17 protein-coding genes are annotated in these 13,231 nt (G+C 62.4%); 2 read left to right on the top strand and 15 right to left on the bottom strand.

The features are described from left to right. Nucleotides 1-89 precede the first annotated feature (89 nt). From J2T57_RS21040 to J2T57_RS21020, 5 genes are all read right to left on the bottom strand, one after another. Complete coding sequence (locus J2T57_RS21040; protein ID WP_253485147.1) at nt 90-791, bottom strand: DUF6639 family protein; 702 nt, start codon at nt 789-791, stop codon at nt 90-92. Nucleotides 792-915: 124 nt separating this feature from the next. Continuing rightward, the gene (locus J2T57_RS21035) at nt 916-1,542 is read right to left on the bottom strand and encodes a histidine phosphatase family protein (RefSeq protein ID WP_253485144.1); all 627 of its coding nucleotides are present in this window, start codon (nt 1,540-1,542) and stop codon (nt 916-918) included. Then, on the bottom strand, nt 1,529-2,005 hold the full coding sequence (locus tag J2T57_RS21030) for a nucleoside deaminase (protein ID WP_253485128.1): 477 nt from the start codon (nt 2,003-2,005) through the stop codon (nt 1,529-1,531). The genes J2T57_RS21035 and J2T57_RS21030 overlap by 14 nt, the downstream gene beginning before the upstream one ends. 42 nt (nt 2,006-2,047) lie before the next feature. Continuing rightward, nucleotides 2,048-3,850 (bottom strand): SLC13 family permease, encoded by a 1,803-nt coding sequence (locus J2T57_RS21025; protein ID WP_253485125.1) that lies wholly within the window; start codon nt 3,848-3,850, stop codon nt 2,048-2,050. Then, entirely contained in the window at nt 3,847-4,542 is a 696-nt protein-coding gene (locus tag J2T57_RS21020; RefSeq protein WP_253485122.1) for an aspartate/glutamate racemase family protein, read from the bottom strand. Before J2T57_RS21020 ends, J2T57_RS21025 begins: the two co-directional genes overlap by 4 nt. A gap of 265 nt (nt 4,543-4,807) precedes the next feature. Between J2T57_RS21020 and J2T57_RS21015 the strand changes: the two genes are divergently transcribed. After that, nucleotides 4,808-5,299 carry a LysR substrate-binding domain-containing protein gene (locus J2T57_RS21015; protein WP_253485119.1) on the top strand — a complete coding sequence of 164 codons (492 nt, stop codon included), beginning with the start codon at nt 4,808-4,810 and terminating at the stop codon, nt 5,297-5,299. Between the two features lie 4 nt (nt 5,300-5,303). Here J2T57_RS21015 and J2T57_RS21010 read toward each other — a convergent pair whose 3' ends face one another. From J2T57_RS21010 to J2T57_RS21000, 3 genes are all read right to left on the bottom strand, one after another. After that, on the bottom strand, nt 5,304-5,807 hold the full coding sequence (locus tag J2T57_RS21010) for an OsmC family protein (RefSeq protein WP_253485116.1): 504 nt from the start codon (nt 5,805-5,807) through the stop codon (nt 5,304-5,306). A gap of 130 nt (nt 5,808-5,937) precedes the next feature. Then, nucleotides 5,938-6,147, bottom strand: a complete 210-nt coding sequence (locus tag J2T57_RS21005) for a glutathione S-transferase C-terminal domain-containing protein (protein WP_253485113.1) — start codon at nt 6,145-6,147, stop codon at nt 5,938-5,940. Nucleotides 6,148-6,253: 106 nt separating this feature from the next. Next, entirely contained in the window at nt 6,254-6,637 is a 384-nt protein-coding gene (locus J2T57_RS21000; RefSeq protein WP_253485110.1) for a LysR family transcriptional regulator, read from the bottom strand. Between the two features lie 74 nt (nt 6,638-6,711). On the opposite strand from J2T57_RS21000, the gene J2T57_RS20995 reads away from it, so the two are divergent. Beyond that, complete coding sequence (locus J2T57_RS20995; protein ID WP_253485107.1) at nt 6,712-7,146, top strand: host attachment protein; 435 nt, start codon at nt 6,712-6,714, stop codon at nt 7,144-7,146. Nucleotides 7,147-7,395: 249 nt separating this feature from the next. On the opposite strand, the gene J2T57_RS20990 is transcribed toward J2T57_RS20995, so the two are convergent. From J2T57_RS20990 to J2T57_RS20960, 7 genes are all read right to left on the bottom strand, one after another. After that, nucleotides 7,396-7,551, bottom strand: coding sequence for a VOC family protein (locus J2T57_RS20990; RefSeq protein ID WP_253485104.1), 156 nt, complete (start codon nt 7,549-7,551; stop codon nt 7,396-7,398). A 21-nt stretch (nt 7,552-7,572) separates the two neighbouring features. Next, nucleotides 7,573-8,601, bottom strand: a complete 1,029-nt coding sequence (locus J2T57_RS20985; RefSeq protein ID WP_253485102.1) for a linear amide C-N hydrolase — start codon at nt 8,599-8,601, stop codon at nt 7,573-7,575. A 62-nt stretch (nt 8,602-8,663) separates the two neighbouring features. Further along, nucleotides 8,664-9,620 carry a hypothetical protein gene (locus tag J2T57_RS20980; RefSeq protein ID WP_253485099.1) on the bottom strand — a complete coding sequence of 319 codons (957 nt, stop codon included), beginning with the start codon at nt 9,618-9,620 and terminating at the stop codon, nt 8,664-8,666. 267 nt (nt 9,621-9,887) lie between these two features. Next, a complete protein-coding gene (locus tag J2T57_RS20975; protein WP_253485095.1) occupies nt 9,888-10,541 on the bottom strand; it encodes a glutathione S-transferase family protein in 654 nt (217 codons plus the stop codon). Beyond that, entirely contained in the window at nt 10,534-11,388 is an 855-nt protein-coding gene (locus J2T57_RS20970; protein WP_253485092.1) for a 2-keto-4-pentenoate hydratase, read from the bottom strand. The genes J2T57_RS20975 and J2T57_RS20970 overlap by 8 nt, the downstream gene beginning before the upstream one ends. 14 nt (nt 11,389-11,402) lie before the next feature. Continuing rightward, nucleotides 11,403-12,104 carry a type 1 glutamine amidotransferase gene (locus tag J2T57_RS20965; protein ID WP_253485089.1) on the bottom strand — a complete coding sequence of 234 codons (702 nt, stop codon included), beginning with the start codon at nt 12,102-12,104 and terminating at the stop codon, nt 11,403-11,405. Between the two features lie 325 nt (nt 12,105-12,429). Beyond that, nucleotides 12,430-13,185 (bottom strand): hypothetical protein, encoded by a 756-nt coding sequence (locus tag J2T57_RS20960; protein ID WP_253485086.1) that lies wholly within the window; start codon nt 13,183-13,185, stop codon nt 12,430-12,432. Nucleotides 13,186-13,231 lie beyond the last annotated feature (46 nt).

Raw genomic sequence — 13,231 nt, 5'->3', positions numbered from 1 at the left:
TTGCTCCCGGAACAGGGGGGATCACGATGCCGCGGAGGCACGCCTCCACCTACTGTGCATCATGACGGGCCCGGACGACCAGAGCTCCGTCATTCGTGCAGGACCTCACCCCGCAGCACTGCGCGGATATAGTCGGCACCGTCGCGCCGCTCCAGGTAATGCCGGTAGACCCCCACGCCGAAGCGCATGGGGTTCAGCATGTACACCATGGTGTTCATGTGCGCGTCCCGCTCGTAGGCCTGCCCCGGCATCGCCTCAAGCACCCGTTCCCGCAGTTCTGCCGGCATGGTCACAAGCTGGGTTACATAGGCGATGTACTCATGGGCATGCAGCGTTGGCGCGTCCATCCAGAAATTATCATCGGCGAACAGGTGGGCAACTTCATGGGCAATCAGGCTGCGATACAGGGCGGCGTCGATGGTCACTTCAAACCAGGTCTCGAACTCGCGAAAAGCCGAGTAGGTGAGAATGACGATGCGGCGTTCCGATGGGATGTAATAGCCGGCGGCGCTCTGCCACATGCTCTTCGGCAACTCCGGCAGGACCTGGATGCTCACCTCGCCACTCACATCCAGACCCAGCGAACCGAGAAATCGCATGGCCTTCTCGGCACCTGCACAGGCCGATTCCACATCCTGCATGGCCCGCGCCACCACCACCACGTTAACGCTGTTGCAGCGAACGGGATCAGCCTCAGGCTGAGATGCCGCCACGGGCCGTGGGACCGATGCCATGAACAGCATAGCCACCACAGCCAGGGCACCAAGTTTGCCGGGCCGGCTCGCCTGCATACACCCTCCCTGGTTCCGGGCACTTCCCGGACGGGGCCCGGCCGCCGCCGGTGGGAACACCTACCTCCAGTATAGAAAGCCTGTAGCCATCAACCACCCGCCTGCCTGCGGGCATTGCGCGCCCCTAGTCGGCCTCCTCCCAACCGGCAGCCAGGATGCCGATCAGCCTGTAACCCTCCTGCTCCCCCAATGGGTCGAACACCGCGGCCGCGCCCTCACCGAAGGTCTGACGGGTAATGCCCTCGCCCAGCGCGATGGATAGCGGAACAATGTGGCCGACCAGCCAGGTATTGCCCTCCTCGGGCGGCGTGGAGAACCGCTCGCGCAGGTAGGCTGCATATGCAGCGTAGGAACCACGGACGTAGTCATCCGCAGTGAGCATCTCGTTGACTTGGGTTCGCGCTTCTCCGAACGCCAGTTCAGCGGTATCGCGAGCCCGGAAAACCGGGCTGGTCTCCACCGTGGCCACGGGCACGCCCAGTCGCTCGACGGCCTCGCCGATACGCCTGGCCTGGTCGCGGCCGGCCGCCGAGAGATTCCGTTGTCGGGATCGATCCGCCAGATCCATGGTGGCATCCCGCGGCTCTCCGGTGGTGTCTGCATGGCGCAGGTACACCACCAGACCTCCGGCCCTCAAGGCTTCGATCAGCTCTTCGCTCGTGTTGCCCGCCTTTGCCGGCCCACACAAAAACAGCGCGGGCAACAGCATAAGGCACCAGCGCCACGGCACGCGGCAGTCACGTTGACGCATGCAACCGCCGATGCAAGGCGTGGACCTGCTCCGCCAGCTCGGGCACCGGGCCTTCCACCGGCAAACCCGGCACCACGGTGTTGATGGGCAGCGTTGCCACGGGCGGCGGAGCCAGGCCCAGTTCGGACAACCACGCGGAAAGCTGCTCGGAGGAACTGGCGTAGACGATACGCCCCAACCCAACCCAGCCATGGGCCGCCGCACACATGGGGCAGTGCTCGCCGGAGGTATACACGGTGGCCTTGCGGCGCTGCTCGGGTGCCATGTTCTCGGCCGCCCAACGTGCCAGCGCGAACTCCGGATGGCGCGTACTATCGCCATCGGCAATGCGGTTGCGGTCTTCAGCCAGCACCCTGCCCTCGCCATCCACCAGCACAGATCCAAACGGCTCGTCACCGGCATCTAGCGCCTCGCCGGCGAGTTCCACGCAGCGGCGTAAATGTTTGATATCAGTCTCGTTCAAGTCATCATCCTCGTTCTGTCTACTTACCGATGCCCCACCCCCCTACAGCGGCCAGACCAGCAGCAACATGGGTACCGCCACCGCAATCACCAGCAGCTCCATGGGCAAGCCCAGCCGCCAGTAGTCACTGAAGCGAAAGCCCCCCGGCCCCAGAATCAGGGTGTTGTTCTGGTGACCGATGGGTGTGAGAAACGCGCATGAAGCCCCCACCGCCACCGCCATGAGGAACGGGTCAGGGCTGACGCCCAGCTGCTGCGCGGTACCTATGGCAATAGGACACATGACCGCCGCGGTGGCAGCATTATTCATGAAGTCCGACAGCGTCATGGTCACCATGAGAATCAGCACCAGCGAGACTACGGCGTGCTCCCGCGCCACATGGGTCAACAGACCATCGGCCAGCAAATCGGCAGTCCCGGTGGTGGCCATGGCGCCGGCCACTGGGATCAACGCCGCCAGCAGCACGATGACAGGCCAGTCCACGGCATCGTAGATCGTTCTCGGGGGCACCACGCGGAAGACCATGGTAGCCAGCACACCGCCAGCAAAGGCGACGGCGGCAGGGACCAGGCCGAGCACCGCACCAGCTATTGCCGCCGCCATGATCGTAGACGCGATCAAGGCCTTGCGCGGATCGGGGATGCGCAGAGCCCGCTCTGCCAGCGGCACGCAGCCGTGAAGTGCGGCGAAATCGCGCAGCGCATCCGGCGCACCGTGCATCAGCAGCACGTCGCCCGCGCGCAGCGGGGTCGAGCGAAGCCGCGCCACGGATCGCTCACCCTGGCGTGAGATCGCCAGCAGGTTGACGCCGAAACGGTCGCGCAGGCGCACGTCGGTGGCAGAACGGCCGCTGAGACTGGAATCGGGCAGCACCGTCAGCTCCAGCAGCGTCGCTTCATCGTCGTCACCGCCGTTGTCATCACCGTCCTTCGCCGGCGTGTCATCCTTATCGTCGCGAACATCCTCCTCCAGCGTGAGCCCGACACTGGACAACGCCGTGGCAAGGCTCTCCGGCTCCGCTTCGATGACCAGAATGTCGCCCGCCCGCAGCTTGCGCGCCGCATCCGGTGCCCGCACCCGCACCTCGTTACGCACAATGCCCAGAACCTGGGCGTCGGCGTCCTCCAGCGCGGCTTCCACTTCGTCCAGACGCATACCCACCGCCCGTGCCTTTTCGGGGACTCGCGCTTCGGTGACATAGCTACTGGTCTCGAAGCCCTCCGCGTCGGCGCGCTCACGAGCAGGCACCAACCGCCAGCCCAGCAGGAGCAGAAAACCGACACCGACCCCGGCCACGGCGAGCCCTACTGGTGCGAAATCGAACATGCCGAAGGTGCCAAGCCCGGTGTCGGCCCGGAAACCGGAGACGATCAGATTGGGCGGCGTGCCGATGAGCGTGGTCATGCCGCCTAGAATGGAACCGAAAGCCATGGGCATCAGCAGCCGACCGGGAGGAATACCCTGCCGCCCGGCGGCCTGGATAGCCACCGGCATCAGCAATGCCAGTGCACCAACGTTGTTCATGAAGGCGGACAGCACTGCCGCCAGCCCGGTCAACGCGGCCATGGTCAGCAATGGGCCCCCATCCGCCGGCACGAACCGCCTAGTCAGGCTGTCCACTGCGCCGGATTGTTGCAAACCGGCGCTGAGGATGAGTACGCAGGCGACAGTGATCACCGCCGGATGACCAAAACCGGAGAAGGCAGCGTCCGCCGGCAAGATTCCGGCGACGACGCAGGCCAGCAAGGCGGTCGCAGCCACGATGTCGTGCCGCCAACGCCCCCACAGGAAAAGCACCACCGTGGCGAGCAGGATCAACGCGAGGGTGATCTGGTCCGGTGTCATGTTTGGCCCAGTGCCATCTCTACAGCCTGGCGCGCATGAATTGCAGTGGTGTCATACAGCTTGAAGTGCGTATCGGACTCCCCGATCAACAGTCCGATCTCCGTGCAGCCGAGAATCACGCCCTGCGCCCCTCGCCCCGCCAGGGTTGAGACAACATCCAGATAGGCGGCCCTGGATTCCGGCTTGATGATGCCAAGGCAGAGTTCCTCGAAGATGGCGGTATGAATCATCGCCCGCTGCGCCTCGTCAGGGGTCAGCACCCGGACACCGCGCGCTTCCAGGCGCTCGCGATAGAATGCCTGCTCCATCGTGAATCGCGTCCCGAGCAAGCCTACCGTGGTTACGGAATCCCTAAGGAGTACGTCTGCCGTGGCGTCGGCAATGTGAAGCAACGGAACGCTGACTGCCGCCTCGATGCGCGAGGCCACCTTGTGCATGGTATTGGTACAGAGGACGAGGAACTCTGCGCCAGCCCGCTCCAGCGCATGGGCCGCCGCGGCCAGAATCTCCGCTGCCGCCTCCCAGTCGCCCTGATGCTGCAGCGCTTCGATCTCGGCAAAATCGACACTGTAGAGCACGAGCCTGGCGGAATGCAGCCCACCGAGCTGTTCCCGCACGGTCTGGTTGATCAGCCGGTAGTAGATCTGGGTCGATTCCCAGCTCATGCCGCCGATCAGCCCGATTGTCTTCACCGGAGACCTCCCCGTCGTTGACGCCGTTCACGCCTCGTCATTCTGTTCTAGCACGGTTGGTCCGACGTGACGACCGGTGCCTGGCTCCTCCCAGTCTGCCCACCCTGGGAAATCTAGCGGCTCGTCCGCCTCAAGGTTTTCGAGCCGCTGAATCCACGAAGACTGCAACCGGGCCAGGTGCTGGTGAAGGCCGGAGTCGGATTGACAGGCGTATCGGTGTCCCTGCACACCTGGGGACAGCTGGTGAGGCAGGGCGCTGAAACCCATGTCAAGCCAGTCCTTCAACCTGGCTGGGCGCGAGGCCGATAGTGCCATCCGCCCGGTGTCGAATCCTCCCGAAATACTGGCCGGCCGACGGGTGGGGAGAATCCAACAGGCCATCTACGCCGCGCCCGAGCTTGCCCAGCGGCTGAAGACCGGACAAGCGTTCGCCAGCGCTGACTGGATCGGGGCGAGCGCGGTCATGGGCTATCGTCTGCTGGATGACTGGATGACCAAGCAGGGCCTGGATGCCTGTTGCCGCTACCGCACCGATTCGGGCCTCGCCATGTACGCGGCAATTCGGGATGGTAGCGGCGCGGGGGTGCTTCCGACTTACCTCGGGGACCCCGACCCGGCATTGGTCCGGATCGGCGATCCGATTCCAGCGCTGGCGAGCGACCTCTGGCTGCTGATCCACCCGGACATGAGCGGCACCGCGCGCATTCGTGCAGTGACCGACGTGCTCGCGAACGGTCTGCGGGAACGCCTGGAGTAAGGACCTAGTCGCGACGCTTTACCACCACGGGCGGCGCATTGCGGATGGTCTGCAACACCACGCAGTAGCGCTCGGTCACCGTGATGATCTTGTCCATGGTGGCCTGATCCGCGTCCGTGTCGGCCTTGAACGTCAGCCGGATTTCCCGGAACCCGACCGGCGCATCCTTCGCCACACCGAGGGTGCCGCGGAAGTCGAGATCGCCTTCCGCAATGACCTTGCCCGAGCGGATGTCCACACCAAAGGCCATCGCCACCGCCCGCAAGGTGACTCCGGCGCAAGCAGCCAGGGCCTCCAGCAGCATGTCGCCGGAACAGGCCTGGGAGCCGTCACCACCGGTGGCGGGGTGGAGCCCCGCCTCCACCAGGGCACGCCCCGTATCGACGCTGCAGGCGATTCCCTCGCCGAGGTTGCCTTCCGCCCGCAGGGTAACGACTGCCGCATCGGGCTGTTGTTGGTACTTGTCCTTCAGGGGCGCCTGCAGCGCCTTCAACTCTTCCGAATTCACTGCGTCCTCCTGATTCCCATGAATGGCTGGTTGCACCGCTTCAGCCGGATCGGCGTCAGTCGCCGGACAGGTTCCCGTACATGAACTCGAACGGGACCATCGCGTTGCCTCAAGACGCTGGCCGTGCGGCCTAGCGGTCGTAGTACGCCCGCATGTGGGGTATGTCCGATATCTCCAGGCCAAACCTCAGGTAGCGATGAACCGCCGGACCTATGGGGAAGTCCGACAGGCTGAGCGTATCTCCGGCCAGGAAGTCGGACTGCGCAAGATGCCGGCCCAGACCCGCAAAGAGCACCTTTTGCATGTTCGACGAAGTGCTACGCCCCCAGAGCACTAGCATCGGAGTGCCTCGCAGGTGTCGGTTAACGGAAGCATGAGCAGCAAAGCAAGTTGGCGCCACTAATGAATGGTCAACGATTCTACACCCATGGCCGCTGCCGCCGTAATCAGCGCCTGGTGATCAGTCTTCTTCCAACACCCGGTAGCGCTCGGCCAGAAACTCGATCAACGCCCGAACCGAAGGCAGCCAGCGCTGCCGAGCGCAAGGCCAGCATGTCCCCAACGTGAAAATTGAGCAGTCCGATGGGGCACGTCAGCCTGATGGTGCCGCTGGGTTCCGCCGTGAGGGCCTCGACCGCATACGCCTCCACCAGCATGGCACGACAGTGCCGGAAATAGCATTCCCCCACTTCAGTGAGTACGAGGCGACGGGTGGGCCGATTCACGAGCCGCACCCCCAGGCACTGCTCCAGCAAGGCCAACCGGCGGCTTAGCTTGGACTTGGGCACGCCAAAAGACCCGCCCCGCCGCCGCGGAGAGTTGACGCGCATCAAGACTCCGGGCGCCACCGAGCCGCGTAATAGCCGCGTCCACTTTGTTTGCTAACCAGCGCAGGATAACTGTCATGAAGACGTTGTGGGTGGTGGTAGCCGATCAGTCCAGGGCGCGCTTGTTCGGCGTGAGCAATCCCCTGGGGACCTTGCAGGAACTGGAGGGCCTCGCAGCCCCCGAGTTGCGGCTGCGCGATGGCGAACTGGAGTCTGATCGCCGCGGCCATACCGTTGGCGCAGCCGGACGCGGCCATTCCCTCGAGAAGCGGGAGTCACTGAGGGAACGCGCCGCCGTGCGCTTTGCCGAGACCATTGCCGAGCGACTCACTACCGGCGCAAACGACCATGCCTACACCGCATTGATACTCGTTGCCCCGCCCCGCTTTCTCGGGCTGCTGCGCGACGCCCTGCCAGAGCGGCTGATGCGGTTGGTGGTCCACAGCCTAGACAAGGATCTGGTCACGCTGCCAAGCGCCGACATCCGCAGCCACCTGCCGGAGCGGCTTTAGAAGGAATCCGAATTAGTGCACTCGTAGCGCAAAGCGCGCCTTGAGACGGTGTGTGCTATCTGGGTGGCACCTTCGACGCCATCAACAGTCAGACCCCGCCGGGGCTTCGAGGTGATCGACCTGGATGGGGAACTGGTCTGGTAGTTCAGGTGAGCAAGCATTCCGAGATCGGCGTGCGGAAGATCAGGCAAAGATCAATCGCTCCAGGCGTAGCGTGTGGCCGACCTTGGGCTCGAGCTCGCGCCTAACCTAGTGGAGGTTGAGCTTCTGCGTTCCAAACACCAGGGCTTTACGCCCTGCCCCGAACGTAATGACCTCCATGCCGAGCACCCGAGAATAGAAGGCGCAGGTGGCCTCGATGCTCCGGACCGTCAGCACAAGATGGTCAATTCCCTCTATTCGCATTGCCAGGCTACCCCTTGAAGGTCAAAGTCTGCCCTTCGACGCGGCTGCAAGCAGTTGACTTTCGCGCTCGAGAGTCAGGAAGTTCAGCGTGCCGGTGTCGGCGAACTTGTCGCTGACTTCGCCTGCGATTCCGTGCTCGACGGTCAGTTCGTTCACCAAATCAAGCTTCAGCTGGGTTGCGCCCTCACCGAGGTCGAGATCACTCAGGTCGACCCAGACGATATTGGGGCGGGTGGTCGACTCGAAGACGTAGCGCCTGTTGGTCAGGTCGATGACAGTCTGCCAGAGCGTCTGGGATGCATCGGGCTTGCCCGGATCCGGGACACGGAACGGCTGCGCGACGTTGCGGATGACGCTGAACATGGCGGCAACAGCCTGCAGCTGTGTCTGCGGCTGGTCCAGACGGCTCACGTAGTATGCGGCACGGGCGAATCGATCGCTTGCCAGAGTGGAACCGGGCAGGGGTCGGTCGCCGCCAAGCCCGCTGATGGTCTTCACCAGCTCGAGCTGCTGGTCGTAAGTGGGTGAGTTCGTCATCACCCGGTGCTCGCGGCTGTGGTAGACCCTGGGCCTCCCATCGCTGTACTCGATGATGCACGAATCCCCCGTGGCGTCATCGAGAGCCAGGTGGATCGCCGGCGGCTTCCCACCCGTCGGGTCCATCATCTGGACCACTTGAACGCCAGACTTCTCGATCCACTCGACGGCTTCCGCCACGGTGGAGTAGTTGTCGAGGAAGTACTGCATCCAGATGGCCTGACTCAACTGTGCGCGACTGTCGTCCGGCGTGCCGTAGTCCGACTCCGCCAGCCACAGCACGTGACCGGCCAGGCCGGCCTCATTCAGGCCATCAACCGAGATCATGTCGAAGGCAGTGGCAACCACGCTTCCATACTTCGACGTCCATGTCAGCTTTCCCTGCACCCCGTCGTCACGTGTGATGCCTTTCGGCTGCGTCCACAGGTTCGTCAGCAGGTCCTTGTGAAAGTCCATGTTGCGGCCGACGATCACCGACCCGTTGGCATCCGGCCAAACCACTCGCGTACACATAGCACTCCCCTTCTCATTCCCTTGTAACCGGAACATAGCATGTGGCTCATGACCTCTCGGCGCTAGCGAAGTCGCAACCGCAAGGAGAGCGCCACATAGCCACTTCTACCGCCTCTGAAATCCGGCGTGTCGACGGTCGCATCGCGCGTATCCAAACGCAGCCCACGCAAGCCCCTCACGCCACCTTCAAGCGCGCCCCAGAGGGGCCCTGCAAGGCGACGCTCAGCGGTTACACCGAAGTTCCAGGACTCAAGACTGACGGCAACCTCTTCAGACCGCGAGTTGACCGTCCAGCTGGCACCCGATGGAGATGCGCCAAGGCGGAAAAACCAATCACCGCTTGGCGCATAGAGCAAGGCTGGCCACGGCATGACGGCGCTCAAGGTCCAGCGCGGGTTGATAACCCAGGACGCGCCGACGTAGGGCAACACATAGCGTTCGTAAGGACCTGCATTGGCAAAAACGCCGAAAGCCCACCAGAGATCGTCTCGCTGAATGTACCGGGCAGAAGCCCCGCCCATCGTCTGCAGACTCCAATCCGAATCACCGAGTGAACTGCGGTGCCCGATTGGCAGCATAAAGGCCGCCGCCTGCCACCGCGGCTGGACCTGGCGAAGCCAACCGACAGCAACACCCACCGAGTCGACTGTAAAATCCTCTGCGCTTGGCTCATCCGCAGAAAATCGGCTGTGGCTCAGCCAGCCCCCGGCAAATACCCCATCGCGCTGCCCCACCCACCCGGGCAGCGCAGCATAGGCGGAGAGGTTGGTCTGCTGGAAATTCAGCGTCTCACCACTGCGATCATCAACCAGACGTGCGTTCCCGTAACGCCTCGCGCCCAAGTAGGCGATCGGCGTAAAGGGCGCGTTGGACACACGGCGCTGAAACTCCATGTCGCTGCTGCTTAGCCGGTCGACCGTTGCCGAGAACAAGCCCTCCGCCGACGCCGTGCATGGCACAAAGCTAACCAGCAAGACCAGCGCAATAAGCCAGCCCGGAAATCGCCTATTGCGAGGCATTGAGCGAAGACTCCTGGAGGATCTGCGTAATTCGCCCCCCATCTTCCTGGTACGCTGAATCCTTTACGATCTGGAGGCAGGCTTGGTGTGAACGAAAACGGATGAATCGATCCCGGTTATTAGCAGCCGCTACTGCGAACTTCACGAATCTCAGCATTCGCCACCTCCTTGGCTTTGTTCTGCACTGCCCCATGTCTTTAGTGCGATAGTCGGCGCTGCCCTAAAGATAGAACCCTTGCCATTACTTGCGATGCATGCCGACGCGGATCAGCCACCCGACAATTCTCCGTACATGAACTCGAATGGCACCATCGCATGGGTTCGGAATGCCGGTCGATCGGCCAACCGGTCCTGATAGGCTCGCAGATGCGGCAAATCCGGCAACTCGAGCCCCAGGCGGAAATATCTGTATACGGCAGGAGCGATGGGAAAGTCCGCCAGGCTCAGGGTGTCACCCGCAAGGAAGTCAGAATTCGCCAGGTGACGATCGAGACCCGAAAAATGCTTCTCGCAGGCCGCCCTTGCCGTTGAAACCACCTGCTCCTTTCGCCGCGCCTCCGGGGTCCGGTAGTAACTGATAAACAGCCTCGTGAAGTCTGGTTGCAGGGTTGAGATGACCCAGTCCAACCACATATCGACCCGCGCCCTCTCGGCTGGCGAATCCGGCCAGAACCGTTCGGCCCCATACTGCGCGGCCAGATAGCGGAGGATGGCTGTGGATTCCCGGATCACCAGGTCGCCATCGACGAGAACGGGAATTCGGCCCCAGGGGTTCAAGGCGAGAAACTGGGGCGTGTCGAGCCCGCCGTGTTCCGCCCCGACGATCTTCTGCTCGAACGGAAGCTCAAGCTCGGCGAGCATGCACAGGACTTTCTGGACATTCGACGAGGTGCTACGCCCCCAGAGAACGAGATTATTCACAAGAGACTCTCCTGCCAGCGGCCAATTGAGCCGAGAACTCGACGGTAAGCCCGGGAAGGCTGATTCCCTGCACATCGGATCGCCAGGTTTCGCCTTCCTGGACGGCATAAGCGGCGGTAACTGTACCTGTGGTCACGATCTCGCCAGCGCGCAGGGGTTCATGATCCAGCCGACTGGCCAGGACGGACAGCAGATGGGCGACCGCGGAAAGCGGGCTGCCAAGTACGTTGGAGCCCTTGCCTGTCTCGACCTGTCGACCGTTGCATGCCAGCGCGAGCGTGAAGGACTCAAGTGCGCCAACGACATCGGCGCCGAGCTGAGACACAGGCTGCTCCGGACCGACGAGGAGGAAGCCATGAAGCGACCCGTCTGCAACGGTATCCGGGGCCTGAAAGCTCCACCCGGGGAAATGCGACTGAACGATCTCGAAGCCGTGCGCCACCCATTCCACCGCATCAAGGACTTCGGAAATATCAGCTCCAGCCCGTGGAGCCCTGCGAAAGCCGAAGACAATTTCAGGTTCGATCTTCGGCTCGACGAGGCCAGCGAGGCTGCAGGCAGCACGGGTGTCGTCGAGCCGAAAAACCGTCGTATCGTACATGTATCCCCAAATGGGCTCGCGGACTCCGTACCTGGACCACATACCGGGGTTCGTAAAGCCAATCTTCCGGCCAACAGGCCGGACGCCCTCTTTCAGGCGCGCCTCATGAACAAGATGCGCAACATCATAGCCGGTGGCGAGATCGAAGCTGGGAAGACGCGCCGTGAAAGGCTCGACGTGCTGTGCTGCGTCTTGTGCCGCTTTCATCTCCGAGGCCAGGGCGTCCAGGTCGAGGCTTGTCGGCATACCTTTTTTGCCTCTCAAGTTGCGTTGTTTCCGGACAGGTTATTCAAGAGCCGCACCATCACATTGTTGATCGCCGCGAAATCGCTGTCTCTCGCCAATATCTCATCAGCCCGCTGGATATACTGCCCTTCCACCAGTTCATCGCCGCAATTCTCGATGATCCGCTGGGCGCTTTCCCTGGTTGTTTCCAGGTGAAACTGCAGGCCCAACACCTTTTGCTTGTAGACGAATGCCTGGTTCCGGCAAGCATCACTGTATGCCAGTCGCGTCGCGCCTGGAGGTAGGTCAAACGTGTCGCCATGCCAGTGGAAGACCATGAACTCGGGCGGTAGCGAGGCGAAGACAGGCGCGTGTTTTGCCTCGTCGATCAGAGAAATGGGATACCAGCCAATCTCCTTGTACGGCCCCTGATAAACCCGCGCGCCCAGGACGTGCGCGATCAACTGCGCCCCCAGACAAACCCCAATGACTGTCTTGTCGCCCTTGATGGCCGCTTCGATGAATCGTTTCTCATGAGTCAACCAGGGATACTTGTCGTCCTCATGGATATTCATCGGCCCGCCCATCACGATCAGCCAGTCAATTTCATTGACGGCAGGCAATGACTCGTTGGCATAGAGCCGGGTGACCGACAAGGAGTGACGCCCCTTGATTGCCCAGGACTCGATGCTGGCCAGCCCCTCGAAAGGAACATGCTGCAGGTAATGAATCTTCACTGCATCACTCCTGAGATCGACTGAGCCAGCCTCGCTCAGTCATCATCCCTGTCGGTCGCGATACTCGCCGTCCTAGGGAAGCGCTGAAGTATTCACGCCGCCGCGTTACACACAGATTTTTCGTGATGCTAGGCGCGGCGCGCAGCGGCGTGGTGGTTCCACGGCCAAGCGGCGCAACAACGCAGCGCGGAAAATCTGCGTGTAACCCCATTGGGCTCGGCCGGTTTTCGCCCATGGCGTTGTCGCAAGCCACCGCAGGTAGAACCACTACCTGCGCCACCTTGCTTCTAGCCACGAACGAAAACCGGACTCGAGCGCGGCGGCGTCAATACTTCAGCGCTTCCCTAGAATAACCCTGCTGCTTGAGATCATTCACCATCTTCAGTATCTCCAGGACGCTCAGACGCGCCCCCTGCAGGCCGATTGTCTGATAATACTCGGCGTCTTCCGGGAATGCGGCGGCCCGACCATGCTGCCGGATATGCCCACACAGGTCCTTGATGTGCGTGTGCAGGCGAATCAGCGTCGCCACCAACTCCGGATCCATGTACTCCGAATATCGCATGTTGAAGATATTCCAGAGCGCATTCGCCTTTTCATCCAGATAGGCATATGTGTTCTCGGTAAAGAGGCTCTTCGTCGAGAGAGCCGCACCCAGTTCATCCAGCGACTTTGCCTCCATGGCTGACAGTAACGCGGCCCGCTGCTCACGCACTGCATGGAGCTGATCCTCCGAGCGTCCCGCCTTGATGACGGGATCGAACCCGAAGGCCCGCATGGCCAGGCCGTCCCGCAACCGGTTCACATCCCGGGCAATCAGGTAATCCACGTGTTCCTGGACGATCTTCCACCGCTTTACCTTCGAGCGGACCAGCAAGGTGTCGATGATGAAAAGCGTAAAGGCGGCACCGAGCAACTCGGTGAAGAATCCCAGCGTGACGTCCGGGTGCAGACTCTGGAACACCCACAGTACCGCCATCGTCGAAAAGATGACCCCATAGACCGCCAGCGGAATTTCGGATCGGCCCAGGACATCCAGCCAGCCCTTGCTCGGCGGCGCGGGGCTCTGCACCTGCTCCATGAATGCACTCCTCGGTTTCTGTTTGACGAAGGCCGCTACGTTAACA

Source organism: Natronocella acetinitrilica, from assembly GCF_024170285.1.
Taxonomy (GTDB): Bacteria; Pseudomonadota; Gammaproteobacteria; order Nitrococcales; family Aquisalimonadaceae; genus Natronocella; species Natronocella acetinitrilica.
The sequence above is the reverse complement of the archived record's forward strand: the minus strand, read 5'-3'. Positions and strand labels throughout refer to the sequence as shown.

Bases quoted from the DNA above. Each gene is read 5' to 3' on its own strand.
- J2T57_RS20980 (WP_253485099.1), bottom strand. From the start codon at position 9,620: ATGCCTCGCAATAGGCGATTTCCGGGCTGGCTTATTGCGCTGGTCTTG.
- J2T57_RS20985 (WP_253485102.1), bottom strand. From the start codon at position 8,601: ATGTGTACGCGAGTGGTTTGGCCGGATGCCAACGGGTCGGTGATCGTC.
- J2T57_RS20970 (WP_253485092.1), bottom strand. From the start codon at position 11,388: ATGCCGACAAGCCTCGACCTGGACGCCCTGGCCTCGGAGATGAAAGCG.
- J2T57_RS21040 (WP_253485147.1), bottom strand. From the start codon at position 791: ATGCAGGCGAGCCGGCCCGGCAAACTTGGTGCCCTGGCTGTGGTGGCT.
- J2T57_RS21000 (WP_253485110.1), bottom strand. From the start codon at position 6,637: ATGCGCGTCAACTCTCCGCGGCGGCGGGGCGGGTCTTTTGGCGTGCCC.
- J2T57_RS21015 (WP_253485119.1), top strand. From the start codon at position 4,808: ATGTCAAGCCAGTCCTTCAACCTGGCTGGGCGCGAGGCCGATAGTGCC.
- J2T57_RS20960 (WP_253485086.1), bottom strand. From the start codon at position 13,185: ATGGAGCAGGTGCAGAGCCCCGCGCCGCCGAGCAAGGGCTGGCTGGAT.
- J2T57_RS20995 (WP_253485107.1), top strand. From the start codon at position 6,712: ATGAAGACGTTGTGGGTGGTGGTAGCCGATCAGTCCAGGGCGCGCTTG.
- J2T57_RS21025 (WP_253485125.1), bottom strand. From the start codon at position 3,850: ATGACACCGGACCAGATCACCCTCGCGTTGATCCTGCTCGCCACGGTG.
- J2T57_RS21005 (WP_253485113.1), bottom strand. From the start codon at position 6,147: ATGCTAGTGCTCTGGGGGCGTAGCACTTCGTCGAACATGCAAAAGGTG.
- J2T57_RS21035 (WP_253485144.1), bottom strand. From the start codon at position 1,542: ATGCGTCAACGTGACTGCCGCGTGCCGTGGCGCTGGTGCCTTATGCTG.
- J2T57_RS20990 (WP_253485104.1), bottom strand. From the start codon at position 7,551: ATGCGAATAGAGGGAATTGACCATCTTGTGCTGACGGTCCGGAGCATC.